We start from the raw sequence: 23,490 nt of genomic DNA, 5'->3' as shown, positions 1-23,490 counted from the left end.
AACATCATCGCTTGTTTGTGCGATCATTGGCTCACCCAGAATAAGGAGACGAAATGATCAGGGCATGGATTTCCAGGGCCGCAGACCAAACACAGGCCGAGTTGGAAACACTCGATGAGTCTGATTTTGCCGGGCAAGACGTGGTGTTGAAGTTGCATTACAGCTGCCTGAATTACAAAGACGCGTTGGCGCTGACGCACACTGCGCCGATTGCGCGCAAGTACCCCATGGTGCATGGTATTGATGCGGTCGGTGAAGTAATTGAATCCAATTCAGCGCAGTGGCCGGTGGGCACGGTGTGCCAGGTCAACGATTGGGGGCTGGGTGAAACCCACTGGGGTGGCCTGGCTGAGCGTGCCAGTGTGCCCGCGCAATGGATTTCCCCAATTCCTGAAGGCCGTAGCGCTCGATGGGCTGCGGCGCTGGGCACCGCCGGTTACACCGCCGCATTGTGTGTAATGGCTTTGCAAGACCACCCGGTGAAGCCTGAAGATGGCCCGGTGCTGGTGACGGGGGTAAGCGGTGGCGTGGGCACGGTGGCCTGTTTGCTGTTGCAACATTTGGGTTACGAGGTGGTGGGCCTGACCGGGTCGATAGATGCCACAGGTGAACCGGTTTCAGAATCGGCAGCCAAGCATTTTGAACGCTTGCAGCTGGGTTCCACGCACTTGATACACCGCGAGTCGATGAGCCGCGCTGGCAAGCCTTTGCAAAAAGAACAGTTCGCAGCCGTAGTTGATAGTGTGGGCAGCCACACGCTGGTAAATGCCTGTGCCCAAACCAAATATGGTGGCGTGGTGGCTGCCTGTGGTTTGGCTCAGGGTATGGATTTTCAGGGCAGTGTGGCGCCCTTCATTTTGCGGGGTATTACCTTGCGCGGTATTAACTGCGTGTACCGCAGCCACGCCGAGCGTGACCGGGCATGGGGCATGTTGGCGCAAGCACTGGGCGAGTACGATCTTGATTTCATGATCAAGGAAGTTCGCTTGGCGCAGGCACTGGAAAGCGCTCGCCAGGTGCTGGCCAATCAATTGCAGGGGCGTGTGGTGGTGAACTGTGCCTAGTCAACGCCTAGGGGCCATGCCGTACCTGGCCCTGATATTAAATGCTTTGGTGTGGGGTGTTTCCTGGTGGCCCCTGCGGGAATTGCAGGGCGAGGGCTTGCACCCGCTGTGGTCTTCGGCTGCCACTTACCTATTGGGTGCGGTGGTGCTGGTGTGTACCATACCCAAGGTGTTGGCGGAATTCATTGAACACAAACCCTTGTGGCTGTTGGCGCTGGCGGCAGGCACCACCATGGTGGGGTTCAACTGGGGTGTGTCGATCGGCGAAGTGATTCGCGTGGTGCTGTTGTTTTACCTGATGCCAATTTGGGCTGTGCTGATTGCGCGTGTGGTGCTGAAAGAAACCATTACGCTGAAAGCTGTGTTGCGGGTTGTTTTGGCCTTTGCCGGTGCAGTGCTGGTGCTTAGTCCCGATGGCTCGCTGGGTTTTCCGGTGCCATCGAATATGGCGGAATGGTTGGGCCTGATGGGTGGCGCTGCATTTGCCTTGAACAACATTATGCTGCGGCATCAAGCAAAGCGAACAGCGCAGTCCCGTTTATTCGCCATGTTTGTCGGTGGTGTTGTGGCTCCCTTGGTGGTAGCCACCGCGCTAGGGCTGTTGCTTGGCGAAGGCAATTTGCTGGTGCAGTGGCCTGTGGTTCCCGGCATGTATGGCATCTTGGTGTTGATTGGATTTGCAGTCACATTGCTTGTGGCGAATTACGGTTTGCAATATGGCGCATCGCGTTTGCCTGCGAATGTGACTTCGGTGGTGATGTTGTCGGAAGTGGTGTTTGCCACACTGTCGGCAATTCTGCTGACGGATGAAGTGCTGACTTTGCAAGTAGGAATTGGTGGGGCCATGATTTTGCTGGCTGCGGCTTTAAGCGCGCTAGACGGAAACGACGCGCATTGATTGAAGGAAGAAAAATGAATCACCTGTTCAGAGTGGCCCTGGCCACAGCGGCTTCAACCTTGCGTGGTTGGCAAGGCATGGTAGTGACTGAGCCTGCTGCAGTTCAACCCGAAAAAGCGTTGAAACTGTATGAATTCGAAAGCTGCCCCTATTGCCGCTTGGTGCGCGAAACGCTGACCGAGCTGGGGCTGGATGCCGACATATACCCTTGCCCGAAAGGTGGTACGCGTTTTCGTCCGGAGGTTCTGGAGCAGGGTGGAAAGGCTCAGTTTCCGTTTTTAATCGACGACAACACCGGCGTGAAGCTTTACGAATCCGGCGACATTATTGAATACCTTTACAAAACCTACGCCAAGCGTGAGGTGCCAGTTCGTGTCAAAGCGGCGTTGCCCCAAGCAGTTTCAAGCTTGGCCAATTCGGCTCTGGGTTTGGGCGCAGGCACCAAAGTGCGCCCTTCCAAACAGCCTGAGCAAATGTTGACCCTGTACAGCTTTGAGGCCTCGCCATTTTGCAGGCCTGTTCGGGAAGTGTTGTGTGAACTGGAAATTCCTTACCACCTGGTGAATTTGGGCAAGGAACAGTTTGCGGACATGGGCGTGAACGGCGTGCACGCTGCGGTGGGCGAATACAACCCGGTCAAGGGTGGCAAGCGCGAGCAGTTTTTGGCGAAAACCAACAAGATGATGGTGCCCTATCTGGAAGACCCGAACACGGGCAAGTCCATGTTCGAATCCAGGGCGATTGTGGCTTACCTGCTAGAAACCTATGGTGGGTGAATGTATTCGCTGGTTTAGCAGGGAATAAAAAACATCACGGTTTCTGTCCAGCCTTCGGTGTAGTGGCGCAAATACACTTTGTAGTCGCTGCGAACGCCCAAAACAATTTCAGGTACTTGCCAGAAATGTGCCGGGTCGTGGTACACGGCCACAGCCAGTTTTGGGTGGTCTTCCTGAATGTGCCATTTCATGCCTTCCAGCGCTTTGGGCTCTGCGCCTTCCAGGTCCAGCTTGATGAAGCTGACTGATTCGGTGGTGCGGTTGTCCAAAGTGTCGACATCGATTTTCACTGATCCACTTTCTGAAATTCTGCAGGCCGAGCCTGCGCTTGCGTCAAACGACAAGGTCTGCTTTTCATTGAACAAACCCACCGGGTGAAATTCAATCTTGCTGTGTGCGGCCAGTTTGGTTTTGGCGGCGCTCAAGGTACTTGGTGTGGGTTCAAAAAAATGCACGCCACCATAGTTGGGGCAGCGTTTGATGAATTCTTCGGTGGTGTAACCATCGAAGCCACCACCGTCCACGAACACCTCGCCGGGTGCAAACCTTACGAAAGGCTCAAAGTACTGCTGATCGGCGGTGTAATCGAAAAAGCGCATGGCGCGCAGGTTGGCATTCAAACGGAATTCCATCACGCGGTTGAACACTTCACGCGATTCCTGATCGGCAAACAGCTCGCGCACCCACTCAAATTTTTCTGGAGCCGCCGCGTATTTTGCTTGTGTTTCGGCCAATGCTTCAACCTGTGGCAGCTGAAAGTGGCTGGCATCCGCCACTGCAAAATAATCCATGGACACCACACCATTCAAGCGCAGCAGTTTGTTCATTGCTGTTTTTGGTCGTGCTTGTGTAACCGTGGAAATCACCATGCTGCCCGCGGGTACTTCGTTCAACTTCACTATTGGTTTGCCACGGTACTCGGTGGCGGTGGTGTATTCGTCGATGAAACCATCCAGATTTGCTTTGTCAGCAACCGCATCGGCAAACTCGTTGATGCCCAGCACAAAGCGCTTCTGGGTGGTGTTGCCGAAAAATTCCGCATGGAAGGCGGCGGCGTGTGCTTTCTGGCTGAGTTGTTTCATGGCGGTGCATATAGAGGTGGCGATGAAACCAGTCTATCGACCTGCCTTGGTGTGTTAGGCACGGAAAAGCGAGGGAAAACAGGTGCTTATAAACTTATTCAGCACCTGTCATCGGGCCTGCTTCTTAACCCATCAAGTTGGGATACGCCCTTTGATACTTATGCAGGAAACCCCGCGGAGCCGCTGGCTCATGCGCGCAATTTCGGGCCAATGTGTGCGCGTAAATCGCAGGCCAATCGTGCGCTTGGGCCAACTCGGTTTCTGTGCGCGGGGGCTTTACAAACGATTTGGCCAAACGCAGCGGTCGCGGTGTGATTTCAAATTCGTCGATCAGCTCAAAGTTGGAATCAAGCGATTCATGCACAACCCGGCTGCGGTCTTCGTCGCTGATGGGTGGAGTACCGAAATACTGGCTGATAATTTTTCCGGGGCTGATGGTGTACTTGCTAAAACCAAGGCCCACAAAATGCTTCTCCGACCATGCAGAAATATTGGGCTCAAATTCACGGATGGATTGGCCGCCTGTGCCAGTCATCACCTGAATGTAACCCAAGGGGTTGGCTTGCCCAAGCACCATGGGTTTGGAGCGCTGGTACACATGGTCGTGGCCGCAAAGCACAAGGTCCACGCCATAGCGCAAAAGGATTTGATCTTCAACTGCGATCAGCGTGGGGTTGCCTGGTGCGCGGCCCTCCTGGTCGGTCCAGATGGTGTAGTGCTGAAAAACCACGATGAAATCGATTTGACCCAAGGCCCGGCGAACTGCTGCCACTGCCAGGTCGGCTTCCAGTGTGGCCAGTTCTTTCAGAATTTTTCCGTCTTCCAGGAATGCACCACCTGTGAAGCCGAAAAAATGCACCCGGTTGTAATCGAATGAGAAGAACGACACTTCGCCAGGTTGGTTGAATCGGTTGTTAAAGGCGTAATCTTTAAGCGGCAGCAGGGGCACGTCGGCCGCTACATTGTCTTTGTTCTCGTGATTGCCGGGCACTGCCATCGTTGTGGTAGTTGCCAGCAAGGCTTGGTTCTGATTAAACCAGGTGTCCCAAATGGGCTGGTTGCCGTCGGCATAACAAAGGTCGCCAGCCAACAACAGCAAGTCGTGCTGGTGCTGGGGTTTCATGATTTCAGCAGTCAATCGTTGCGGCAATTCACCAATTCCGTGATCACCAAAGTGAATCATGGTCCAGGTTTCGTCGGCTTTTGGCGTGGGGTCAATCACGAACACTTCTGACCAGCCACTTTCACTCGAGCCGACGCGGTACCTGAACGCCTGGTCTGGATCGATGCCATTCACCACCACTTTGTGGGTTTGATTCTCAAGCCCTGTGGTTTGTGTGGTGGAGGCCATTGCGCTGTTGGGAAGCGGGTTTGCCAATGCGTTTTTTGCATCCGTAAGCGACATGCCCGCAGGCACGGGGCCCCATTGAATTTCCGTGGCTGGGCAGTCGAGGCCATCGGTGAACCAGCACAGGGCCCGCGAGGTCGATGCGTCGTTGAACAAGGCGGCGTGTACGCCCCGTGGCGGGTGGCTGGCAGGCACTACTACATTTGGCGGTGTAACAGGGTTGCCCACCCCAGGTGTTTCCGTGGGTTGGGTTGGTGAAGGGTTCGGGTTGCTGGCCAACTGCGGGTTGTTTTCCGACCCGCAAGCTGCCGCCAAACTGATGACAGGCACGCTTGCACCCAGCTTCAAAAATTTGCGTCGGTTGCCAAATGATTCAGTGCTCATGATTACTCCCGGTGATCCCATTGGTACTGCGAGTGTGAAGCTTCAGCTTCGAGGGACTTGTCAGCAAGACAAGTCAAAAATACGTCATGATCGCCTTGTGTTTATTTGAAACCGAGTGGTGCTACGATGCTTCAAACTATTCCTTTTTGATGGTGGGTCAGCCAATGAATGAATCCATGAAACTTGCAGAAGAATTTCTCGACAGCCTGGATGAAGAACTCGAATTGTCGCTCGAGGATTTGTCATTCGACCTGGCCATTGACTTGTCAGAAGAGCAGCACAAAGCAAGGCGTAGTTACTTCACCCACTTGTTTGAATTACAACGTGAGTTGGTGAAGCTGCAAGAATGGGTGGTTGCCACCGGGCACAAATTGGTCGTGATTTTCGAGGGGCGGGATGCGGCCGGTAAAGGCGGCGCCATCAAGCGGATTACCCAAAGGCTGAACCCGCGCGTGTGCCGAGTGGCGGCATTGCCTGCGCCCAACAGCCGAGAAAAAACCCAATGGTATTTTCAGCGCTATGTGCAGCATTTGCCCGCAGCGGGTGAAATGGTGTTGTTCGATCGCAGTTGGTACAACCGGGGTGGTGTGGAACGGGTGATGGGCTTTTGCTCGGAAGCTGAGGTTCAGGAGTTTTTCAGAACAGTGCCTGAATTTGAAAAGATGCTGGTGGGTTCAGGCGTTCAAATTATCAAATACTGGTTTTCGATTACCGATGAAGAGCAACACACACGGTTTCAGGCCCGAATTCAGGACCCCATGAAGCAGTGGAAGCTCAGCCCCATGGATTTGGAAAGCAGAAAGCGTTGGGAGGCGTATACCAAAGCAAAAGAAGAAGTGCTGGAAAGAACCCATTCCGACTTCGCACCGTGGTGGGTGATTCGAGCCAATGACAAGAAACGGGCTCGTCTGAATTGCATTTCGCATTTGCTCAGCACCGTGCCGTACACCGAGGTAGCCCAAACCGGTGTTGATTTGCCTGCAAGGGTGAGAAACCCTGACTACTACCGGCAACCTGTTCCGGAATGGATGTATGTGCCCGAGATTTATTGATGTTTGCCCATTTCGGCTTTGTTTCGGCGAATCACCGATTCAATGATTGATTGAACTTCTTTGAGGTCTTTTACTGTGCGTTCGGCCACGGGCTTTTCTTTGGCGGTGTCAATGGCGCGTTCGATGGATTGTCGGGCAACTTTCAGTTCTTTGATCAGGTCTTGCATAAAAATTCTCCAGAAACGGATCGTGATTTTAGTTGCTTCGACATTGTTTGGTGAAAGTCCACATACGTATTTTAGCGAGTGTTTCCTCAAGATGACATGTCATTCAGTCCTGATAATTGATGTAAATCGGGTTGCTGATGGCGACCATGGGCAAGTTGGGTATGAATGATCCAGGTGCATTGGCCAGCGGTGTGGCCACACCTTCCATGGTGACCCGGTAGTAGGTTCTCGTATTCGCGCCGGGCTGATCGGTAAACGACACGCTGGTTTGGCCCGGCAATATGTTCATGCTTGTTAAAACAGAACCATCCCGAATCACATTGGCTCGGTAAAACTTGGGTTGAAACTGGATGTTCTCCAAGTCAATTTTGAGTTGAACTTCCCTGTCTTCAGTCAGTTCCAGGTTGTCTCCCATGCCCAAATCATAATTGCCATCAGATTTCGATGAAGCAGTCAGTACCAGTCTTGGAGACCGTGGGGTTGCGGAGATGGAAACACGACCGGCATTCAAGGCCTCAACCACGGCTTCACCGGTTTTTTCGCGGGCGCGAACCCAGGTGGTCGGCGTGCCCATGGCATTCACAAAGGGTTGAAAGTTGTTGGGGTCGATTCGCGTTGGAAATGACTTGATATAACCATGGTGGGAATCGCTGCCACCGCGCCCAGTCATTCGTCGACCTGTTCGAATTTGATCATCCCAAATGGTTTGTGCATTGGTGTTGAGTAACCACACCGCCGATTGCCAAACCTCGATGGAACGCACCACATCGTAGCCATATCCCCATGGGTCGCCCGAGGCAGGGTGGTTGGCAGAGAAGTGAATGCCCAATGAGTTGACCACTTGTTGAACCTCGATACTTTGGCCATCGCGCACCGCATACAAGGCTTGATGGTCGTACGGACTTGCGGAAAAAGTGTTGGCGTGGCCCTTGCCCGTGGTCCATTCAGCGCCGTACAACACCACCAGTTCATCGTCTGATTTATAGTCAGGATCGGCCCAAGTGTTGTTCGCCAAATCGCCGTTGACCTGGTTGTCGTGGTCAGTCACACCCAGGTAATCAAGTCCGTTTGATTTTGCAATTGCAATGACCTCATTCATCGGGCGATTGGATGCGTCGGTGCTGTAGTTGGTGTGCACATGCAGGTCGCCGGCCATCCAGATGCCTTCATTCACAGGCAAAGCAGCAGGCACAGGAAATCCACCAAAGGCTCTGGATGCAGTGGCCCCTTGGCTGGGGTTGACTGTTGGTGCTTGGTTCGATCCGTTCTCGTTGTTCAAGCTGTCGCTGGAGCAGGCACCCAGGCCGAGCAAAGCAAAAAGGGCAAACGAAAAGTACGCGCGGTGAATCATGAGAATGTGCCTATGCTGCTGGGTGAAACCGAAAAGTTTCCTGGTAAGTAGACTTGATACTCCGGCTTGCGCGAACTCGATTCGAACTGGGTGTCTATATGAATCGACACCGAGTTGTCATGTGGCTGTTCAGAAGTTGTGTTTAAAGCGACTGGTTTTTGACAACTCCAGTTCAATGTCGAGCCAATTCAGGTAATAAGCTCGGCTGGCCGGGCTTTCCGGATTGAATTCGGATATGCCAAGCCCCGCCTGGGTTGCTCGCACCACATCGCTGAGTTCTTTCACAACGCCTGGGCAAACCTTCGCGATTTTAAGCAATTCCTCAGCCACCGCTTTTACTTCTGCCCTGGGCAAAACAACACCCGACAGCAGCCATCGAACTGGAATATTTTTCTGAGTGGCGGCTTCAATGGTTGGAACCACTGCGGCCATGTCGAACAGGCTCGCTTTGGTAGGAATTACCAACAAATCACTGAAAGCCATCACGCGGGCCAGCCATGCTTTGTCGATGGGTGGCGTGTCAATAAAAACAAATTCATGGCCGCTGTCTTTCAGGTGTTCCAGCTCCAGTGCAAAGTCGGCCTTGTCACTTTCGATCAAGCTTAATCGTTTGCTTTTAACCTCGGGGTTGGACTTGCGCGCATCAAACCACACACCCAGCGAACGTTGGGGATCCAGGTCGAGCAGCGCCACTTTCTTTTTGGTCGATTGCAGGGCATTGACGGCTAGGTTGATGCAGACCGTGCTTTTGCCAACGCCACCTTTGCGGCTGGCGACAATAATGGTTTTCAATGTGTCCGAATTGTTGATCAGAAAAACCAATCATACTTCATATTAAAAAGGCAGCGGAATATTCAGTGGCAATGCACCTTCAAACCGGTTGGTGCCGCGCTGAACTGTGAACGATTTGCGCATGGCTTCGTTTTCAACGCCAATCAATGATTCATCGGTAATGCTTTGTGCGTACTTCCAGGTCACGTTCATTTGCTCGCGCTGCATGTCAATCAAGGCGAAGCCTTTGGTTTTCAATTCGCTGTATTTGATGTGCGGGTTGATCAAAGGAAGCAATGTTGACACCAGGTCGGCCACTTCGTCGGGAAAGCCCGATGAGGTGACAGAGGGGGTTACAATTTCAACGCCCAGGCTGCGTTGAAGCTGGTTGCCACCAATCAGGGCAATCGGGTTTTCATACAGTTCAATCGCCCAGCTTGTGTGAATGTCGCCAGTCAACACCACCAGGTTTTCAATGCCGATGTCTTTGATGAAATTGAACACGCGGTTGCGCTCGGCCACGTAGCCGTCCCATTGGTCCATGTTGATACTGACCAAATTGCCCAGTAATTTTTGATCCAGCAATTCAATTTGTGGTGCTTCCAGAATGTTGAGTTGACCAAACATGACCTGCTGGCCCAACACGGTCCATACGCTGTTGCGCTGTTTCGATTCAAAAAGCCGGTCGCTGAGCCAGCGGCGCTGCTCGAACCCCAGAAGTTGGCGGTTGGGGTTAAAGCGATCGGGATCAACCGCCATGATTTCAGCTTGCTTGTCGCGGCCCACAATGCGGGTGTCCAGCATGATCAAGCTGCACAAATCGCCGATTTGAAAGTCGCGGTAAATGACTTCGCGCGGGTCGGGTGCCAGTGTGTTTTCATCGCGCGGGAAGCGTTCGCGCAACGGCATCCAGTTGTAATAGGCGCGTATGGCGGTGGCTTTGCGTTCCTGGTAATCGCCTTCGTCGGGCTGGTGATTTTCAGCACCGTCGATGTAAGCGTCGTTGGTAATTTCATGGTCATCCCACACAGCGATCATTGGGTGGGTTGCATGCAAGGCTTGAAGCTCGGGGTCGGCTTTGTACTGCTGATGCCTTAAAACATATTCCTCGCGGCTTACCATTTCCTTTTGCGGATTCGGGGTGCGTGCAATGCCATTGCGCATCAAGTCAGCACCGCCGCCACCGCCTTCGTACAGGTAGTCGCCCAGGTGCACCACAAAATCAAGCGGTTCACGGCGAACCATTTCATACACCGAGAACAAACCGGCCGGGTAGTTCGAGCAGCTTAGGGTGGCAAACTTCACCGATTCAACCTGCCCGCTGGGCAGTGTTTTTGCCTGACCTATTCTGGAGGGCTGGCTACCCGCTACGAAACGGTAAAGCAGCGTTTGGTTTCCTGCAAGTTCAGGCAGCTCGCCTTGCATGAACCGTGTGTCGCCATACAAAGCCTTGTTACCCAGGTCTACCTTTACGGTGTAATCGCGGTCGCGAAATGCAATGAATTCACCAAGGCGGTTGATGGGGCCTTCCGCAAACCTGGCTTCCCATTGCGCCATGTCGGCCAGTGGTGCGTCCAGCAGCACGTACTCCAGCATCACGGGAATTTGTTCGACCGATTCTTCTCGCGGTGAAAGCGCGGTCCACAGAATGATGGCTTGGTCTGTGGGGTCGCCACTGGACACGCCCCATGGAAATGCACCTTGTGGGTTCAACAATTGGTTGACCGATTCAGCCGGTGTGACCGGGTTTGGAGAACCCGACGAATCGCCGCTGTTGTTTGGGTTCAGACCATCTGATCCGCAAGCCACCAAGGCAGGCAATGACAAGCCGGCAAGGCTGGTTCGAAGAAAGTGACGACGGTCCATGGTGCATCCAGTGAAAGCATTGTGTTGATATTTATACTGGAGTGGCGGCCGGTTTGGGTTCGAGTATTTTGTCAGCGTGACGTGTCATGGGAATTTCATAAACAATTAAATGGAACCCCTTGGGTAGGTTTTGGCCACCCAATTAAGTCGACCATTGAATGAGCGCAATTTCGTATGCGCTTTAACAGCCTTTCACGCGCCACAGGAAACCTTGCAAAACATGTTCGTGGCATCAGCCAGGAATCGGCGCGTATTGCAGACTGCGACGTCATCAAGTTGCTTGGAAAGCATTGCAATTTGAACTATCTCAGGGAAATTGTAGGCAATGGTCGAAGCGCAATCCAGCCCAGAACCGCTCAAACGTCTGTTTCCGAGGCGGGCTTGCTCGCGATTGCTGCCTATACCTCGGCAGGGCTTGACCGCATGATTCATGAAACGTATTCGAGTACGGGCGGACCTAGTCACCATCGCGGAGCCATGCTTGCATTGGAATCGCTGATTCTCAGAACCCTGCACACAATGGCCCTTACCCGGGTCGGTGCCGTAAAAAGAAACCTTACACTGAATCCGGAAGAGTTCAGGTCAATTTACAAACCCGGCGCACTTGTCCGCTTTGATCGAATTACTTCGGTGACCTTGCAGCCCCACCAGGTGTACCGAGGTGGAAATGTTGACTTGACGATTGGTTCTGACATCGATGTGATTGATGTCTCGTCGCTGTCCGCTTTCTCGGGTCAACACGCCAGAGGCGAGAAAGAAGGTCTGCTCGAGCCGGGCAGTATCTTCGAGGTGCTTCGTATGGAGCCGCGTAAAGAACATTCGCCGCTAGATTTACCACAACCGGGTGCGCCGTTGCATTGCGAGGAATGGAGCGTGGTTTTACGTCAATCTGAGCTCACCTTCGATCCCAAGTCCCCATTAGCCAATCCATAATCGGATAAGTAATATTGAAGTTCTTGTGCGCCATAATTCGTTGATCGTGGTGGGTGGTGTGCAGCCGCGCAAAGCGCGTGAAGCCCGGAATGCGGTGCACCCAGTGGCCTTCTTTCAAGTGATAAGAAAGGTGCAACAGCTCGTAGTTCAGGTAATACGCCATGCCCGTGGCCACCAGCAACAGCGCCACATTGGCATTGAACAGCCAGGCCACCAAAAAGCCCATGGGCACAAAAAATGCGGCAATGAAGAACCCCACAATGGTGATGGGAAACAGCACAGCTTTGAAATCTTGGTTGCTGTCAATTTCCATGTGCGTGTCGGTGAAAAATTTGTGGTGCTGCAACGAGTGGCGTTTGTACACAAAGCCCAAGCCCTTCACAGGGCGGTGCATGGCGTATTTGTGCCCGGCCCATTCAGCAAAGTTGGCATACAAGAAGGTGGCGGGAATGGTCAGCCATTCAAGCAAGCTGGGCGATTCAATCCAGTACACGCACAAGGCGATAACACCCAGGCCCAGCGTCATCGTCATGGCCAGGTGCAAATAGCCTTTGTACCCCGCAGAAATAAATTCCGCCCGGTAGTTGGCGCGCACGGATTGAACCGCAGAGTTCTGAGAATCTTTGGGCACCAAGGGTTTGACTTTGGCATGCATGGTATTACTGTCTCCTGCACTATGATTTTTATCTTGTAATGTTAGCTTGCCCTTGATCGGTTGGAATTTCAAGTGCTTTGGTGGGCGTGGGCAAGCTTCGCCGCCTGCGCTGATACACTTTATAAAAAGCACAATTAAAGACGAAGCAAAGGAGCCGATGATGAACGCACTGATTTCCGACAACCCACCCGCCCACATTGCTGCAGCCGAATGGCAGGCCCGTGTCGATTTGGCTGCCGCTTACCGCCTGGTCGCCATGCACCGCTGGGACGATTTGGTGTTCACCCACATTTCAGCCCGCGTGCCCAATGAAGACGGCCACTTCCTGATCAACCCCTACGGCTTCATGTTCGAAGAAATTACCGCCAGCAGCCTGGTGAAGGTGAACATGAATTGCGAGAAGGTGGACAACAGCCCCTATGATGTAAACCCCGCGGGCTTCACCATTCACAGCGCAGTGCATGCAGCGCGCCACGACGCCCATTGTGTCATGCACACGCACACTGTGGCAGGCGTGGCTGTGTCCACTCAAGAACAGGGCTTGCTGGCAATTTCCCAGCAGTCGCTGTTTCCCTTGGCGGGTTTGGCGTACCACGACTATGAGGGCCTGGCCCTGCGGGAAGATGAAAAAGCGCGGCTGCAGGCCGACCTTGGCGAGTGCAACAACATGATTTTGCGCAACCATGGTTTGCTGACATGCGGCGCCACGGTGGCCAATGCATTTTTGAATATGTTTATTTTGCAGCGTGCTTGCGAGGTTCAAATTGCTGCGCAATCGGGTGGGGCAACGCTGATTCCAATTCCCCAAACCATTGTTGAAGGCATTAAAGCAGCAGCCGCGCAGGTTACCCGTGGTTTGGGCGGCAACATTGCCTGGCCCGCGCTGTTGCGCAAACTAGACCGTGAGCAGCCTGATTACAAAAACTGAATTTTAAAAGCGGGCTACTGACTGGCAAGGCTCAGGGTGCGGCCTTGGGTGGTTCAGCACCCGTTACCGTGGACACATATTTCGCCAGAATTTTCATTTGATCCACAGTTAAGTGATCAACAAAAGGGGGCATGCCCCCTTTGCCGTTCTTGAGTGCGTTCAGCACACGATCTTCACTGGGTTTGAGTACATCCAGCACTGGGCCGATTTTTCCTTTCGTACCTGCGTCGGCCAGGGTGTGGCAAATGGCACAAGCTGGCTCGGCATCGGTTTGAAACAGCTTGCGGCCTTGTTCAAGAATGGCAGCGTCGTCCATTGCAAATGCACTGGATACACACAAACCCAAAACCAACACGCAACTGTTTCGCATCATGATCAAGCCCTCAATTTACGGGCTTTGAACAAGCCCCAACTGCTGTCCAGCATATAGAAAAACAGTGCTTTCAGGGCACCTTCATTCGGCACAGGGTTTTTGCCCTTGCCCATGCGGTGAATTTGGCGGGTGTACCACTGAATTTCAAGCAGGCCGGTGCGGTCTACAGCCTTCACGCCCGTTATCAGCGGTTTAACCGGGTACAGAGCCTCTTTGTTGTCCAGCAGGCGGTTGGGCAAATCAGGTTCCATGGCAATAGAACGGGCAAGTCCAATCAAATCCACTGCACCGCTGTTCAGTGCCTCTTTCATGCCGCCCACGGTGCGGAATCCGCCGGTCAGCATCAAGGGCACTTTGCACACGGCGCGCACTTTCTCGGTGAAGTCGATGAAATAGGCTTCGCGTTTTGCGGTGCTTTCTTTCTTGGGTTTTGCGCTGGCGCCTGTCATGGCTGGGGCTTCGTAGGTGCCGCCAGACACTTCAATCATGTCGATGCCGCGTGCAGTCAGTTCTTGAATCACCGCCAGCGATTCTTCTTCAGAAAATCCACCTTTTTGAAAGTCGGCAGAATTCAGCTTGATACCCACCGGGAAATCGGGGCCCACTTGTTTACGCACTTCGTCGTAAATGGCCAGTACAAAGCGGCGGCGGTTTTCTGCACTGCCGCCCCATTGATCGGTGCGCTGGTTGCTCAGGGGGCTTAAAAACTGACTGATCAAATAGCCATGCGCACCATGAATTTGTACGCCATCAAAACCAGCATCTTTGCACACCTTGGCGGTGCGGCCCCAGCGTGCAATCAAGTCCAGAATTTCAGTCTCGGTCAGTTCGCGCGGGGTGGCAAACATCATTTGCAGGCTTTTGTGAAACGGCACGGCTGAAGGCGACACGGTTTCCTTGTTCATGCCTTTGGGGCACTGTTTGCCAGGGTGATTAATTTGCACCCAAATTTTACTGCCGTTGGCCTGGCCTGCTTTGGCCCACTGTTTCAGCATGGGCATGTCGCGGTCGTCTTCAATCACGACGTTGCCTGGCTCTGCACGCGCGCGCCGGTCGATCATCACATTCCCGGTTATATTCAAGCCAATGCCACCGGCTGCCCAACGCTGGTAAACGCGCACAATTTGCGGGGTAACGCGGTTGTCTTGGGTGCCCAAGGCTTCGCTCATGGCAGCTTTTACAAGGCGGTTGGGTACTGTGGCGCCGCAAGGCAGGGTAAGGGGATCGCGAAGTTCTATGCGCATGGGGTGTCTCCGGTGTCTCTAAATTGAAAATTATTGTTGTCACATGGTAGCGTGGACGCATGAAAAAAATTGAAGTCAACACACTAATTTTCACAGCCTTTGCCATGTGCGCATTTGCGGCCAATTCCTTCTTTTGCCGGGCCGCTTTGGGTGCAGGGCAAATTGACCCGGCCAGCTTCACCACAATTCGCCTGATCAGCGGTGCCATTACCCTGTGGCTGTGCCTGCGCATTCAAAACAAAGGCGCGCAACAAGGCAACTGGGTGGGGGCCTGGGCTTTGTTCGGTTATGCGGTGCTGTTTTCCATGGCCTACCTGTACATGAGCACGGGCACGGGCGCGCTGATTTTGTTTGGCAGCGTTCAACTCAGCATGATTGCCTATGCGGCAAGCCAGGGCGACCGTTTAAAGGGCCTGCGCGCGCTGGGTGCGGTGGTGGCAGTGGCTGGCCTGGTGCTGTTGCTGTGGCCGCATCTACAAACACCTGCTTCCATACTTGCGGCGCTTAGTATGGCTTTGGCCGGCGCATGTTGGGGCGTGTATTCGGTGGTGGGCAAGGGTTCGAAATTTCCTTTGGCCGACACCGCGGGCAATTTTTCGCGTGCTGCATTGCTAATGGCGCTGGTGTGGCTGGCCGTTTATCTGGCTGCCCAAGCAGGCATTCATATTCCTGGCGTAACCACTGAACGTGGCCTGGCCCTGTACACGGTGTACTTGCCCACGCCCACTGTGGCAGGGGTGCTATTTGCAGTGGCTTCGGGCTGCCTGGCCAGTGGAATTGGGTATGCAGTGTGGTACAAAGTGTTACCGAATTTGCCCACCACGTCGGCTGCCAGTGTGCAGCTGAGTGTGCCGGTAATCGCCGCACTGGCGGGGGTATTGTTTCTGGATGAATCGTTGACAGCCACTTTGCTGGTGGCCATGTTCATGACTTTGGGTGGCGTGTACCTTGTTTTACGTGCCAAGCGTTAATGCGTTAATGCGAAGTTGACGATGAAATACATTACGCAATGAAAGGGATTTGATGAAAGAAACTGACAAGCCAGCCAATAAACCCGTTGCCAAACAAACCAACAATTTGTCGACTCTGGCCAAGCAGTTTTATTTGCAGCATTGGGGTTTGCTGTTAAGCGCAGCCTTGGTGTTGGCAGTTGTAATCAATTTGTGGCCGGTTTTGGCACCTTTTGTAGCGGCCTTTGTGTTGGCTTACTTGCTGGCTGCGCCTAGCCGCTGGGTGCATGCCAAATTGCGCGGCCGCATACCCCTGCCGGTGTGCGCAGTGCTTACTTTTTTCGTACTGCTGGTAATTTTCTCCAGCGTCAGTTTGTTGTTTATTCCAGTGGTGCTGACCCAGCTTGAACTGATACAGACCAATCTTCCGCAACTGATTGTGAATGTGAAACGCACCGTGTTGCCTTGGTTGAACGAGGTCTTCGGCTTAAGCATTTCAGTGGAAAGCACTGATTTAAAAGACCGCATTGCAGGTTACATCAGCGACAACCGGGGCACCCTGGCTGAAATCAGCACCAAGGTGCTGCGTTCCGGTTCCCAGTCGGTGTTGGGTATTACGGGTTTTGTGTCGCTGACGATTATCGCCACGCTGTTTATTCTTCCGGGGTGGACACAAATCTGCAAACAGTTTCAGCAGGTGTTTCCACCGCATTTGTGGAAGCGCGCCCAGCCTTTTTTTAGCGAAATCGACACGGTCATGACCGAATACATCAAGGGCATGATGATCGTGGTGCTGTTTCTAAGCACTTTTTATTCGATCGGCCTAAGCCTGGTGGGATTGCAAAGCGGCTGGGCGATCGGCATGCTGGCCGGCGTGTTGTGCGTGGTGCCCTACCTGGGTTTTGCAGTGGCTTTGCTGGTGGGCTTGCTTACCGCTGCGCTTGAGTTGCAAGGGTTCTTGCCCATATTCCTGGTGCTGGCGGTGTTTGTGACGGGCCAATTTCTGGAAGGCTTTGTTTTAACGCCGTTGGTGGTGGGCGATAAAATCGGTCTGTCGGCACTTGCTGTGATTTTCGCGCTGGCGTTTTTCGGCGCCATATTTGGCCTGGTCGGTGTGTTTTTGGCACTGCCGCTGGCTGCGATTTTCAAAGTGGCCTACATGCATGCGTTTGCGAAATACGAAAAAAGCGACTACTACACCCAGCGTGGTTAAAAAAAGACCGGTGGGCTGCTCACTTCTCCCACCGGTTGATCATCCCAAGTTTTCTGTCACGAAATCTTCGGCTTTTTAAACGTCAACAAATCTTATGCTGCATTGGCCTTTAACTGGCTGTTCATGCGGGCGCGAATTGCATTGGCAATTTCAGTGTTGGGCTTGCGGCCTGAGCCTTCCACGGTGGCCACGAAGTTGTCGATTTCTGTCAAGAACCGGCTGTTGTCGTGCATCCAGGGATGGAAGTCGGCTTTGAAATAGTCCATGAATTCGCCGTTGGCAACCGGCTTGCGCAGCACGCCCACCTTGTTGCCCCACAACATCTTGGTGACAGTCCAGAAGCCTTTCAAGTGGCCGCCTTTGATTGTTTTGTCGGCCATTACCAGGCGCACATGGAAGGTCATTACCAGTGGCCAGAATATGGCAGTGGCCAGCACCATGGCCAGGCGGCGGCTGAATCGGTTGCGCACGGTATTGGGCAGCACATGGTTCCACACATCGTAAGCCACGGCTTTGTGTTCGGTTTCTTCGTAGGCGTGCCACATCCACATTTGCTTGTAGGCGGGGTCGGATTTTTCGCCCAGCACATCGGGATTGCGCAGCAATTGGTCGGCCATCAGCGCGGTGTAGTGTTCCAGTGCAATGGTGCCTGCCAGTGTCAAGCGCTTGCCCAGCGTTTTTTTGATGAAGGCCAAAAAGCCCCACAGGAAATTGTCCAACTGCGAAGCAGGCAGGCCGGCACGGTCCAACATTTCGTTGTATTCCACATGCTCGCGGCTGTGCATGGCTTCCTGCCCAATAAAGGCCACTACGGCTTTTTTCAATTCGGGGTCGGTAATTTCATCGCGGTAGTTGCGCACAGCGTCCATGAACATGCGCTCGCCAGCAGGGAAGAACAGCGACAGGGCGTTCATGAAATGGGTCACGTGGGGGCCTTGTTCATGCCAATTGGATACCTTCTCTTCGGGAAGATTCAATTTGACATCGCGGCGTACAGGCATGATGTTTTTCATGGTTTGGCTCCTACTTTTATTGTATTGTTGTCGACACGATAAACCGTGACATTGAGCAATGTAACAATAAAATTTCAGGGCGACAATACCTAAAACTGAGAATAACTTCTAGAGAATGATTCGGGTTTACCCGTACTAAAGGCTGGTTTTAAAGCGCTCTGGAATGGGTGTTGAACGGCCTGTTTCCGGGCTTACCCACACCATTTTTGCGCTGCCTGTGGCCACCAATACATCGGGTGCGTCGGTGCGGCGCATTTCATAATGTTGCACCAGGCTGCTGCGGCCCATGTCGCCAGCAAATATTTTTACCTCAACGACGCCCGGTGCTTTCAGCTCTTTTAAAAAGCTGCACTCGGTGTGAACAATCACCACATAGGCGGGGTTGTTGTCGGCGCTTTCGGGGAACAGGTCGATCCATTCAACGCGCGCTTGCTCGAAACAACGGAAATAGACGGTGTTGTTTACGTGGCCAATTTGGTCCATGTCGCCCCAACGCAAAGCAACGGTGGTGGAATAAATTTCTTTCATGGTGGCCTAGCGTTGGTTGCGTTGTTCGGTGCGCCATTGCCAGGGGGCGAGTGGCGCTGTTTGTTGCCACAAACCTTTGCGGCTGTTGCGGGCCTGGTCCTCGGCTTCACCGTACAGCGCACGGTCTTCACTGCTTTGGCTGCGCGCGAATTCCTTGTACCACCATGCATGCCCTGCCTCAATCGCTTTCAGGTTAAGATCGATTTCGCCTTCGCACAGGCGTTGCTCGCACCCCTTGATCGGCAGCACCACCTTGGCCACTTGGCGCTTGTATCGGTCGGTGTTGTTCACCACGATCTTCACATTTTTATTCAACACCTGCTGAGTCAGCCAGTTTTTGGATTGTTCGCCGCCTGCCTGGTTCAATTCCGGTGCGTCTATGGCGTGCATCCGGATTTTGTGGGTGGCACCGTCGCGGTTGCGCACAGTAATGGTGTCACCATCTGCCACACGGGTTACGGTGGCCAGGTAAAAACTACCCGACGTGGCCGAGCCCGGTTTGTTTTGGCTTTCCGAGGCATTGGGGCCGTTACCAATACCTGGACCATAAGGGCTGACGTAAAAGCCTGCCAGCGCCAAAAGCAGAGCCAACACTTTAAAGATCATATTGGGTTTCAGAATGTTCAAGGTTAAGATGGTTGGCGCGCCGAATTGTCAATGTTCGCCGCTTTCCGTCATTATTAAAAAACCAGCCGAGATTACCATGGACAGAGTCAACCTGCAGTTCAACAACGACAACACCGTGGCCACCGTGGCCTTGAATCGACCCGAGAAGCACAACGGTGTGGATTGGCCCATGCTGAAAGCGGTGCGAAAAGTGCAGTTGCAACTGGCCAGTCACAAAACCCTGCGCGCAGTGATTCTGAAAGGCGAAGGCCCTTCATTTTGTGCTGGTCTTGATGTGAAGTCGGTGATGAGTAACCCGAGAACCGCCGTGGTGATGTACGCCAACCTGTGGTTGCCCATGCGCAATATTTTTCAAACCTGGAGCATGGGCTGGCGGGACTTGGGTGTGCCGGTGATTGCACAAATTCATGGCAATTGCTTTGGTGCCGGCATTCAGCTGGCCATGGGTGCGGACATTCGGGTGTGTACACCCGATTCGCAGTTGTCGATTCTGGAAGCCAAATGGGGCCTGGTGCCCGACATGGGTGGCGCAGCACTGGTTCGTGAACTGTTGCCTGTGGATGTGGCCAAGGAATTGACCATGACAGGCCGCGTGTTGAGTGGCTTGCAAGCCAAGGAATTGGGTTTGGTGACCCATGCCGTGGACAACCCCGAAGAAAAGGTGCAGGCACTGGTGCAAGAAATTTTGACGCGCTCGCCCGATTCAGTGGCAGCAAGCAAGTTCATGCTGCAGCGTATTTTCGGCATTGATGAAGACGCGCATTTAACCCAGGAACGCCGCTGGCAGCGCCGCGTACTGGGCTTCAAGAACCAGCGTATTTCAGTTGCGAAAAACAGCAAACAGCCGACCATGCCATTTGCAAAACGCCAGATTCGTTGAAATTGCTGCCGGGCCGCATCCAGCAGGGCACTTGATGAAGTACCAAACAATTAGAAAATAAAAACAATCCGGAGACACTCCCATGAAGGCCCTGACCCCCAACGACCAACTGTTCTTGTGGCTGGAGCGCCGCAACCAGCCCATGCATGTGGGCGGGCTTGTTTTGTTGAAGCCCGGCAAAGGCCAAAACACTGCGGATTACGTTCACAAGGTGGTGGCCGACATGCGAACGTTCACGCAGCCTGTGGCGCCCTTTAATTTGCGTTTGAAGTCGCGTTTGGGCATGTGGTTTTGGATGGAAGACGATGAATTCGATCTCGAGGCGCATTTCATTCATTTGTCACTGCCCAAGCCCGGCCGCATTCGCGAACTGCTGGAATTGACTTCCAAACTGCATGCTTCACCGCTAGACCGTGGCAAACCCCTCTGGGAGGCCTATGTCATTGATGGTCTGGAAGACGGCCGAGTGGCCTTGTACACCAAAGTACACCATGCCCTGGTCGATGGCGTGGCCTGCATGAAAATGTTACAGCGTTCAATGGCCGATAGCCCGGAGATTATGGATATTCCGCCGCTGTGGGCCAATCCGAACCTGCGCGGTTCAGTACAGCGTTCAGACGCTGCCGAAGGCTTGGTCACCTTGCTGAGTCAAGTTGCAAGCACCGCCAAAACCCAGTTGCTCAGCTTGCCCAAGGTGGTGAAGGAAGTGGGCCGTTCGCTTTGGCAAACCAGTGTGGCTGATCCCGATTTTGTGTCAGTGATTCAGGCACCCCGCAGTGTGTTGAACCGCCGCATTACCGCCTCGCGCCGGGTGGCGGCGCAATCGTGGTCGATGGAACGAATCAAGGCCTGTGCCACGGGCTTGAACCTGACTTTGAACGATGTGGTGTTGGCCATGTGTGGTTCGGCCTTGCGTTCCTACCTGGGGGAACTGAATGCCTTGCCGGCCCGCCCGCTGGTGGCCATGGTGCCGGTATCGCTCCGCAAAGACGACACCGCCACTGGCAACCATGTGGCCTTGTTGTTGGCCAATTTGGCCACCGACACCGAAGATCCGGTGGAGCGGATTGAAACCATTGCACGCTCGGTGAACCATTCCAAGGAACGCTTTGCCAGCATGAATCAAACCGAAATCATGAATTATGTCACCACGATGATGGGCATCAGTGGCTTCAACATGCTGACTGGTTTGGCACCCAAGCTGCAAGCGTTCAACATCGTGATTTCGAATGTGCCTGGGCCCAAGCACACCCTGTATTTCAACGGTGCAGAAGTAGACGGCGTTTACCCGGTTTCATTGCTGCTGGATGGCCAGGCTTTAAACATTACCCTGAACAGTTATGCCGGAAAGCTGGAATTTGGTTTGGTGGCCTGCCGCCGCACCATGCCTTCCATGCAACGCCTGCTGCAATTTCTGGAAGATGGTTTGCTTGAGCTTGAACAGGCAGCGGCTACGCGTCGTCGATAGCGCGCGACGCCATCGCAATATTGAACAGAAATGGCCAGCGCTGGAATGAATCGTACACAGCCTGGTCCAGTTGAATGTCTTGGTACATGTTGTAATCAAAGCCCTCTAGCTGCGCGCTGAGGGCGTAGATGTCGTGTGCCATGTCGGCGGGTGGCATGAACAAAGCAGGTGGATCGTTGGGGTTAAACTTTGCCATGTGGTTTCCTTGTGCCCTCAGTTTGCCGTCGCAATGGTTTGTGCGGGCCCCAATACTTTCCAAGCCGCCCCTGGTGCCTTGATCCAGTATGAACCCTGACTTTCCATCACGGTGATATTGCCCTGTTGAGAAACCAACCGTGTGTTGGTCAAGTCACTCAACAACACCGGCCAAGCGGGCTGAAGCTGTTGCTCGCTGGGTTGTGCCAGCCAGCGGGCCAGCAACTCGCTCAAGGCGGTGTAGCTGACTGATTGTTTCACTGAAAAAGGCCCGGTCGCTGCCGGCACATAGCCCGGTGCAACCCAATAACCAAACACGGGCACTTTGGTGATGGCCGGTGTGGGCAGTTCACGTAACCCCACAAGTTGCCCGTATTCGCCCGTTAAGCCAGCGCCGTGTTCCGGTACCACCATCACCAACGCTTTGCGTTCGCTTCGTTTGATTTCTCCCAACACCGATTGAATGTCATTCAACACACGTTCCAGGCGCAATGGGTAGCTGTTCAGGCTGTTCATGTTGTTGTTGGGCAAGCGGTTTCCGTCGTGCAGGGTGATGCTGTTGTAGTAGTACGCCACGGCGGGGCCACTTTGTTCAAGCCGCTTTTTCCACCAGGCGCGCAAGTAGTCACCGTCGCGGCCCACCACCGAGCCGTCAAATGCTTCAACGCCCTCTGGTACTTCGTTGTGGGCTACAGATTGCTTCACTGTGCCACCCATATTGGTTTTGACTAATTGACTGAAGTCCTGAAACTTGCCATCGTGATTCAGGCCCATTTCAATTTCAAACCCCGAGTTGCGCAATTGCTCAAACAACATGCAGCTGCTAGTTGGGGCGCCGTACAGTTCATCGTGTCTGGCTTGTCCGCATTTTCCGCGCAACAGTCGAATGGCTGCAGGGCCAGAATAGCTGGTGGCGGAATTGAAGTTCTCGAAAATGAAATCAGCTTGTCGAATAGCCGGGTGCTGGCTTTGCTTCGCGTACTGAAGATCAGCCCAGGACAAGGAGCAAATTTGCAGCACCACCACATCAAAGTCGGGCGCAATTGCAGGCGCAAATGGCGAAAGTGCCACGGTGCGTTGCCGGTCAAAAAATCCACTGAGTACAGCACCTGGGCCTGCACCTTCGTTTTCATCGTCGCGCAATTTGGTTTGGTTTTCCTGGTCGCGCGCCACGCGCAATTTTTGAAATTCAAGTTGGCCCAAAGCAAGGCGCTCGGCTGGCGACAGGTTCTCCCGCGCCTGTATTTGCGGTTCCGCATTGGCAATGACGTTGCCGGTTTCGGTTTGCTTTTGCAGGAACGGCAAGGCCTGCAGTGCCAGCAGGCCCAACAAGCCGAATGCCACAATGGTACTAATGCGCAGGTAACGGTCCAGAACGCGAATCAGCATGAATGCGAGCAGCGCGCTCCACAGCATCCAAGGCTGAATGGTGCGTTTTAGCAATTCCCACAGGTAATCCAGTGAAAAGCCAAACAGTGCTTTGATTTGATCCACCAGTGCCAGCGAAACCACCAAACCCAATTCATGCAACAGCAGTGCAATGGCAGGGCCGGTGAACACCAGGTAACGGAGTACGCTTAACAGTTGCCTGTTTTGATAGGCGGCCGGGTTTGTGATGATCAGTAGTGCAAACAGACCCAGGTTCCACAGTGGGCTCAAGGTAAGCTGGCCTGCAAAATGCAAGCCAAATTTGATCAGGAAATAAAGGTTCCACAACAGCACGG

The 23,490-nt window shown here is 53.5% G+C and carries 24 protein-coding genes; 10 read left to right on the top strand and 14 right to left on the bottom strand.

Annotated features, from left to right (window positions below; genetic code table 11):
• Positions 1-53 precede the first annotated feature (53 nt).
• From NSP04_RS10800 to NSP04_RS10790, 3 genes are read left to right on the top strand one after another with little or no spacing between them, the layout of a single operon-like run.
• Positions 54-1,064 (top strand): MDR family oxidoreductase, encoded by a 1,011-nt coding sequence (locus NSP04_RS10800; protein WP_257512362.1) that lies wholly within the window; start codon positions 54-56, stop codon positions 1,062-1,064.
• Entirely contained in the window at positions 1,057-1,962 is a 906-nt protein-coding gene (locus NSP04_RS10795; RefSeq protein WP_257512361.1) for a DMT family transporter, read from the top strand. Before NSP04_RS10800 ends, NSP04_RS10795 begins: the two co-directional genes overlap by 8 nt.
• Before the next feature lie 14 nt (positions 1,963-1,976).
• Entirely contained in the window at positions 1,977-2,738 is a 762-nt protein-coding gene (locus NSP04_RS10790) for a glutathione S-transferase N-terminal domain-containing protein (RefSeq protein ID WP_257512360.1), read from the top strand.
• Positions 2,739-2,752: 14 nt separating this feature from the next.
• Here the strand turns inward: NSP04_RS10790 and NSP04_RS10785 are convergent, their stop codons facing one another.
• Positions 2,753-3,820: an FkbM family methyltransferase gene (locus NSP04_RS10785; RefSeq protein ID WP_257512359.1), complete on the bottom strand. Its 1,068-nt coding sequence runs from the start codon at positions 3,818-3,820 to the stop codon at positions 2,753-2,755.
• 124 nt (positions 3,821-3,944) lie between these two features.
• Positions 3,945-5,552, bottom strand: a complete 1,608-nt coding sequence (locus NSP04_RS10780; protein WP_257512358.1) for a purple acid phosphatase family protein — start codon at positions 5,550-5,552, stop codon at positions 3,945-3,947.
• 164 nt (positions 5,553-5,716) lie between these two features.
• Between NSP04_RS10780 and ppk2 the strand changes: the two genes are divergently transcribed.
• Positions 5,717-6,604 carry a polyphosphate kinase 2 gene (gene ppk2 / locus NSP04_RS10775; protein WP_257512357.1) on the top strand — a complete coding sequence of 296 codons (888 nt, stop codon included), beginning with the start codon at positions 5,717-5,719 and terminating at the stop codon, positions 6,602-6,604.
• Here ppk2 and NSP04_RS10770 read toward each other — a convergent pair.
• The 4 genes from NSP04_RS10770 to NSP04_RS10755 form a co-directional block, all read right to left on the bottom strand.
• Positions 6,598-6,771 carry a hypothetical protein gene (locus NSP04_RS10770; RefSeq protein ID WP_257512356.1) on the bottom strand — a complete coding sequence of 58 codons (174 nt, stop codon included), beginning with the start codon at positions 6,769-6,771 and terminating at the stop codon, positions 6,598-6,600. The genes ppk2 and NSP04_RS10770 overlap by 7 nt on opposite strands.
• 103 nt (positions 6,772-6,874) lie before the next feature.
• Positions 6,875-8,122: a CehA/McbA family metallohydrolase gene (locus NSP04_RS10765; protein ID WP_257512355.1), complete on the bottom strand. Its 1,248-nt coding sequence runs from the start codon at positions 8,120-8,122 to the stop codon at positions 6,875-6,877.
• A 129-nt stretch (positions 8,123-8,251) separates the two neighbouring features.
• Entirely contained in the window at positions 8,252-8,944 is a 693-nt protein-coding gene (locus tag NSP04_RS10760) for an AAA family ATPase (RefSeq protein WP_306815335.1), read from the bottom strand.
• A gap of 12 nt (positions 8,945-8,956) precedes the next feature.
• Positions 8,957-10,759, bottom strand: coding sequence for an alkaline phosphatase D family protein (locus NSP04_RS10755; RefSeq protein WP_257512354.1), 1,803 nt, complete (start codon positions 10,757-10,759; stop codon positions 8,957-8,959).
• 174 nt (positions 10,760-10,933) lie between these two features.
• Between NSP04_RS10755 and NSP04_RS10750 the strand changes: the two genes are divergently transcribed.
• Entirely contained in the window at positions 10,934-11,692 is a 759-nt protein-coding gene (locus NSP04_RS10750; protein ID WP_257512353.1) for a hypothetical protein, read from the top strand.
• Here the strand turns inward: NSP04_RS10750 and NSP04_RS10745 are convergent.
• Positions 11,655-12,347, bottom strand: coding sequence for a sterol desaturase family protein (locus NSP04_RS10745; RefSeq protein ID WP_257512352.1), 693 nt, complete (start codon positions 12,345-12,347; stop codon positions 11,655-11,657). The two genes, NSP04_RS10750 and NSP04_RS10745, sit on opposite strands and share 38 nt — an antisense overlap.
• A 160-nt stretch (positions 12,348-12,507) precedes the next feature.
• Between NSP04_RS10745 and NSP04_RS10740 the strand changes: the two genes are divergently transcribed.
• Entirely contained in the window at positions 12,508-13,275 is a 768-nt protein-coding gene (locus tag NSP04_RS10740; RefSeq protein ID WP_257512351.1) for a class II aldolase/adducin family protein, read from the top strand.
• A 31-nt stretch (positions 13,276-13,306) separates the two neighbouring features.
• Here NSP04_RS10740 and sorU read toward each other — a convergent pair whose 3' ends face one another.
• Positions 13,307-13,648: a SorU family sulfite dehydrogenase c-type cytochrome subunit gene (gene sorU, locus NSP04_RS10735; protein ID WP_257512350.1), complete on the bottom strand. Its 342-nt coding sequence runs from the start codon at positions 13,646-13,648 to the stop codon at positions 13,307-13,309.
• 2 nt (positions 13,649-13,650) lie between these two features.
• The gene (locus tag NSP04_RS10730; protein ID WP_257512349.1) at positions 13,651-14,892 is read right to left on the bottom strand and encodes an NADH:flavin oxidoreductase/NADH oxidase family protein; all 1,242 of its coding nucleotides are present in this window, start codon (positions 14,890-14,892) and stop codon (positions 13,651-13,653) included.
• 59 nt (positions 14,893-14,951) lie between these two features.
• On the opposite strand from NSP04_RS10730, the gene NSP04_RS10725 reads away from it, so the two are divergent.
• Both NSP04_RS10725 and NSP04_RS10720 read left to right on the top strand, forming a co-directional pair.
• Positions 14,952-15,863, top strand: coding sequence for a DMT family transporter (locus NSP04_RS10725; RefSeq protein WP_257512348.1), 912 nt, complete (start codon positions 14,952-14,954; stop codon positions 15,861-15,863).
• 52 nt (positions 15,864-15,915) lie between these two features.
• A complete protein-coding gene (locus NSP04_RS10720; RefSeq protein WP_257512347.1) occupies positions 15,916-17,055 on the top strand; it encodes an AI-2E family transporter in 1,140 nt (379 codons plus the stop codon).
• 92 nt (positions 17,056-17,147) lie between these two features.
• On the opposite strand, the gene NSP04_RS10715 is transcribed toward NSP04_RS10720, so the two are convergent.
• From NSP04_RS10715 to NSP04_RS10705, 3 genes are all read right to left on the bottom strand, one after another.
• Complete coding sequence (locus NSP04_RS10715) at positions 17,148-18,068, bottom strand: metal-dependent hydrolase (protein ID WP_257512346.1); 921 nt, start codon at positions 18,066-18,068, stop codon at positions 17,148-17,150.
• A gap of 135 nt (positions 18,069-18,203) precedes the next feature.
• Entirely contained in the window at positions 18,204-18,596 is a 393-nt protein-coding gene (locus tag NSP04_RS10710; RefSeq protein ID WP_257512345.1) for an acyl-CoA thioesterase, read from the bottom strand.
• A gap of 6 nt (positions 18,597-18,602) precedes the next feature.
• Positions 18,603-19,202 carry a thermonuclease family protein gene (locus NSP04_RS10705; RefSeq protein ID WP_257512344.1) on the bottom strand — a complete coding sequence of 200 codons (600 nt, stop codon included), beginning with the start codon at positions 19,200-19,202 and terminating at the stop codon, positions 18,603-18,605.
• 97 nt (positions 19,203-19,299) lie between these two features.
• Here NSP04_RS10705 and NSP04_RS10700 point away from each other — a divergent pair, with 97 nt between their 5' ends.
• Positions 19,300-20,103 carry a crotonase/enoyl-CoA hydratase family protein gene (locus tag NSP04_RS10700; protein WP_257512343.1) on the top strand — a complete coding sequence of 268 codons (804 nt, stop codon included), beginning with the start codon at positions 19,300-19,302 and terminating at the stop codon, positions 20,101-20,103.
• Positions 20,104-20,185: 82 nt separating this feature from the next.
• The gene (locus NSP04_RS10695; protein WP_257512342.1) at positions 20,186-21,571 is read left to right on the top strand and encodes a WS/DGAT/MGAT family O-acyltransferase; all 1,386 of its coding nucleotides are present in this window, start codon (positions 20,186-20,188) and stop codon (positions 21,569-21,571) included.
• On the opposite strand, the gene bcsR is transcribed toward NSP04_RS10695, so the two are convergent.
• On the bottom strand, positions 21,555-21,767 hold the full coding sequence (gene bcsR / locus NSP04_RS10690) for a BcsR/BcsP family cellulose biosynthesis protein (protein ID WP_257512341.1): 213 nt from the start codon (positions 21,765-21,767) through the stop codon (positions 21,555-21,557). The genes NSP04_RS10695 and bcsR overlap by 17 nt on opposite strands.
• Before the next feature lie 17 nt (positions 21,768-21,784).
• On the bottom strand, positions 21,785-23,488 hold the full coding sequence (gene bcsG / locus NSP04_RS10685; protein ID WP_257512340.1) for a cellulose biosynthesis protein BcsG: 1,704 nt from the start codon (positions 23,486-23,488) through the stop codon (positions 21,785-21,787).
• Positions 23,489-23,490 lie beyond the last annotated feature (2 nt).

The sequence above is a fragment of the Limnobacter parvus genome (assembly GCF_024623725.1).
In the GTDB taxonomy this organism is placed as follows: Bacteria; Pseudomonadota; Gammaproteobacteria; order Burkholderiales; family Burkholderiaceae_B; genus Limnobacter; species Limnobacter parvus.
Note: the sequence above shows the minus strand (reverse complement) of the source record. Positions and strands in the feature narration are given on the sequence as shown.

Coding starts and splice junctions, on each gene's coding strand:
- NSP04_RS10800 (WP_257512362.1), top strand. CDS start 54: ATGATCAGGGCATGGATTTCCAGGGCCGCAGACCAAACACAGGCCGAG.
- NSP04_RS10790 (WP_257512360.1), top strand. CDS start 1,977: ATGAATCACCTGTTCAGAGTGGCCCTGGCCACAGCGGCTTCAACCTTG.
- NSP04_RS10785 (WP_257512359.1), bottom strand. CDS start 3,820: ATGAAACAACTCAGCCAGAAAGCACACGCCGCCGCCTTCCATGCGGAA.
- NSP04_RS10780 (WP_257512358.1), bottom strand. CDS start 5,552: ATGAGCACTGAATCATTTGGCAACCGACGCAAATTTTTGAAGCTGGGT.
- ppk2 (WP_257512357.1), top strand. CDS start 5,717: ATGAATGAATCCATGAAACTTGCAGAAGAATTTCTCGACAGCCTGGAT.
- NSP04_RS10770 (WP_257512356.1), bottom strand. CDS start 6,771: ATGCAAGACCTGATCAAAGAACTGAAAGTTGCCCGACAATCCATCGAA.
- NSP04_RS10765 (WP_257512355.1), bottom strand. CDS start 8,122: ATGATTCACCGCGCGTACTTTTCGTTTGCCCTTTTTGCTTTGCTCGGC.
- NSP04_RS10755 (WP_257512354.1), bottom strand. CDS start 10,759: ATGGACCGTCGTCACTTTCTTCGAACCAGCCTTGCCGGCTTGTCATTG.
- NSP04_RS10750 (WP_257512353.1), top strand. CDS start 10,934: ATGCGCTTTAACAGCCTTTCACGCGCCACAGGAAACCTTGCAAAACAT.
- NSP04_RS10745 (WP_257512352.1), bottom strand. CDS start 12,347: ATGCATGCCAAAGTCAAACCCTTGGTGCCCAAAGATTCTCAGAACTCT.
- NSP04_RS10740 (WP_257512351.1), top strand. CDS start 12,508: ATGAACGCACTGATTTCCGACAACCCACCCGCCCACATTGCTGCAGCC.
- sorU (WP_257512350.1), bottom strand. CDS start 13,648: ATGATGCGAAACAGTTGCGTGTTGGTTTTGGGTTTGTGTGTATCCAGT.
- NSP04_RS10730 (WP_257512349.1), bottom strand. CDS start 14,892: ATGCGCATAGAACTTCGCGATCCCCTTACCCTGCCTTGCGGCGCCACA.
- NSP04_RS10725 (WP_257512348.1), top strand. CDS start 14,952: ATGAAAAAAATTGAAGTCAACACACTAATTTTCACAGCCTTTGCCATG.
- NSP04_RS10720 (WP_257512347.1), top strand. CDS start 15,916: ATGAAAGAAACTGACAAGCCAGCCAATAAACCCGTTGCCAAACAAACC.
- NSP04_RS10715 (WP_257512346.1), bottom strand. CDS start 18,068: ATGAAAAACATCATGCCTGTACGCCGCGATGTCAAATTGAATCTTCCC.
- NSP04_RS10710 (WP_257512345.1), bottom strand. CDS start 18,596: ATGAAAGAAATTTATTCCACCACCGTTGCTTTGCGTTGGGGCGACATG.
- NSP04_RS10705 (WP_257512344.1), bottom strand. CDS start 19,202: ATGATCTTTAAAGTGTTGGCTCTGCTTTTGGCGCTGGCAGGCTTTTAC.
- NSP04_RS10700 (WP_257512343.1), top strand. CDS start 19,300: ATGGACAGAGTCAACCTGCAGTTCAACAACGACAACACCGTGGCCACC.
- NSP04_RS10695 (WP_257512342.1), top strand. CDS start 20,186: ATGAAGGCCCTGACCCCCAACGACCAACTGTTCTTGTGGCTGGAGCGC.
- bcsR (WP_257512341.1), bottom strand. CDS start 21,767: ATGGCAAAGTTTAACCCCAACGATCCACCTGCTTTGTTCATGCCACCC.